Raw genomic sequence first — 2,889 nt, 5'->3', positions numbered from 1 at the left:
CGTTGCGGATATTCTGCTCGGAGCCGCCAACATATTTGTCGAGAATGTCACTTGCCCGCTTCAAAAGAATCTTTTTGCCAAGACTTTCTGAAATGTAGCGCGCGAATTCGGTTTTGCCTGTGCCGCTTTTTCCGTAGAACAACATTCGGATTCCGTTTTCGCTTCCACTAAGATTCTGCGAGTTGTTCTTTGAAAATTCCTCGGCGTTCTGAACCATCCTCACGATTTTTTCTGGTTCCATGCTTGCGTTCAATGCTCTTGTGTCGTAATTTTTTTCGACATTTTCCCGCATCCGCTTTTTGCCGTTAATCAGGAGAGAATTTTCTTTGAGAATGGCCTGCACGGAATCAATAAAATCTGAATCTGTACTTGTGATCTGCTCTTTTTGCAAGGAAGAACTTTCAAGGCTTTTGATTGTCTTCACAACGTTATCAACCGAAGCTCCTGTCACACTGTATTTTTCCATCAAGCCCAAGATTTTTTCGTTCATGTTCTGCGGGAGATTGAGAGGGCTGAGCTTACTTTGTGCGATTGATTTCAGCTGCTCACGGCTCATTGCGTCGAATTTGTACGAAAAGTTGAAACGCCGCAAGGTTGATTCGTCAATCTGCCCCGTGAAATTCACAATCCAGATGATTTTATTCTTGTTTGCTTCGAGCATTTTGTTGATGGTGCCCTTTGTTTTTGACGGCGAACTCATGCCGAAAAAAGATGAGTCGCGTGTTTTTAAAAGTGTGTCGGCCTCGTCGATAATCAGAACCGTGTCCGGGCGGCTTATCGAAAGAAAAAGATTCAGCCTGCTCAAAACACAATTTTCGCCGGTTTTCTGCGAGACATTTAATTCGGCTTCGTTTTTGAAAATCAGCGGTTTTAAGCCGGAAGCCTTCGCAAGTGATTTAGCATATTCTGTTTTTCCGCTGCCGGGCTTTCCGTACAAGAGAAGCGAGATGTTTTCTTCGCCGCAAAGCATTCTGGTCATAATATTGGTGACATTTTTGTTCACATTGAATGATTCAAGCTTGTATGAATTCTTGCAGTCAGCTTCCTTTACCAAATCCGTGAAGAATACGTCAAAATTTTCGTTCGTGATGCAGTCGATTGTGTCTTCGTGCGGATCTCCTTCATCGTCAATGAATCCGTATGTTCTGAGGGATGAAGATGAGCGTAGAATCGCGCTGTAGTCATGTGGCGAAATGTTCAGCACTTCTGAGCGGAACCGTGAATTTTCTTCGGCTGAGAGGGAATTCAAAAGATTTTTTAGCGGCGGAAAGATTGAAGAGCGGTACAAATAGAGAAGATATGTTTTTTCCTCTGTTGTGAGTTCAATCGCATCGCTCAAAAAGTCGAGTCTGGAAAAATCTTCGATTGCGTTTTTGATTTTTGCAGGAAACCTTGTGAGTTTGGAGATAGGCTTTTGAATCTGTTCCGAGCCATTGCCAGGAGATTTGAGCAAAAAATTGGCAATGAGCCGCGGTAAAAATTCATTGTCCACATAAAGACAGCGGTAGAGATTTACGACTGTCTGATTGATTTTTAATTCGTGGTCGCCGAAGTCGCCTGGAATGCTTCTGTCAACATCTTTGTCTTCATCGTAAACAAAGGGAACAGTTGAGTAATCAAAATACATCGGCTTGATTGTGGGCGCATCTTCCGGGAACAGGAATCTTGAGAGTTTTCCCTCTTTTTCTGCTTTTTCGACCATTTTTTCAAGATAATCAGAAATCGCCTCTGTCCATTTTAGACGGGAAGCAAGTTTGAAAAAAAGTATGACCTGATATTCAAATTCAGCTTCAGAACCGGCGAGCATTTCCGAGATTCTGTACAAATAGTATGCCGAAGCATAGCAGTCGGTTGTTGTCAGCTCGCCCATGTACAACACAGTTGGTTTAATGTATCTGGATAATCTTCCTCTTCGCATTTTATACCTCGTAGAATAATATATGGAGATTTTTTGAAAAGTTAAATTTTTCGCGAGTTTTTTTGGGATTTTTGTGATTATCCGAGAATTTGAAAAAAACGATATTTGACCGATTTAAAAAACTGTACTATGTTAAAAGCAGGTCAAGTTTAGAAGGAGGAACGAATGTCATTTCCACGATTTCTGACAAAATTCAAATTAACCGATTATATTTGGGTTGAAGCCGCAAGCACACCTGGAACTGAATATAAAATCTATAAAAAGGACAATTACAGCGAACATCCTGTTAATACATCGCTGGCTGAAATCTGGATTCCGTATTTTTGCGGAGAGGCAAAGGTAAAGCTCGGTGCTTTTTTGCCTCAGTTCGACAAAATTATGTGCGAGCTTCTTGCCGTGGCTGACCGCGAGATTGTGAGCCGCTTGTTCTCAGAGACGATGAAAGTACTGTTCCCCGAAGAAGCCGATAATTTTGAGCTTGAAATTTACGAGGAATACGGCGGAGTTTATTCTACGATTGATTACTCAAAGGAATATTTCAAGCGTCATTTCGGGCATGAGCGCGGAGAAAGCATGGCCCAGATGAAAATGTATAACTTGTTTCCACCAAAGCGGACGATGTTCCAGGAGCGGGATGAAATCTGGGAAAACTACAAAAAAGCATTAGACGCCAGACGCGAAGCCGGAAAAAGGCGTAGAACAAGCTTGCGGGAATATTTTGACGGTAAAACCGATGAAAGCAAGGGAGATGCAGGGGAAGATGGCCGCGAAGAGAAAAATGGAAGAGTCTGAAGTTCAACGATTTGCCAGTTTTGCTCTATGTTATTTGCATGAACAGATTCTGGAAATTTGATATTTTGAAAAATTCTTATGTTCCTTCGGACGAGCCGGCTCTTTCTGCTTTTCCTACCATCGTGAACATGAAAAACAGGCAAGTTTTTTGCAGGCTTCACAAACAGTGGGAAAATATT

At 42.0% G+C, this 2,889-nt stretch carries 2 protein-coding genes; one reads left to right on the top strand and one right to left on the bottom strand.

Features of this window, described 5'->3' with window-relative positions; genetic code table 11:
• A partial coding sequence (locus tag B2089_RS07740) for an ATP-binding protein (protein ID WP_296686605.1) occupies window positions 1-1,870 on the bottom strand: 1,870 nt, incomplete at its 3' end.
• A gap of 213 nt (window positions 1,871-2,083) precedes the next feature.
• On the opposite strand from B2089_RS07740, the gene B2089_RS07735 reads away from it, so the two are divergent.
• On the top strand, window positions 2,084-2,710 hold the full coding sequence (locus B2089_RS07735; RefSeq protein WP_296686602.1) for a hypothetical protein: 627 nt from the start codon (window positions 2,084-2,086) through the stop codon (window positions 2,708-2,710).
• Window positions 2,711-2,889 lie beyond the last annotated feature (179 nt).

This window comes from Treponema sp. UBA3813, assembly GCA_002368605.1.
Classification (GTDB): domain Bacteria; phylum Spirochaetota; class Spirochaetia; order Treponematales; family Treponemataceae; genus Treponema_D.
This window is presented reverse-complemented; position numbering and strand designations above follow the sequence as displayed.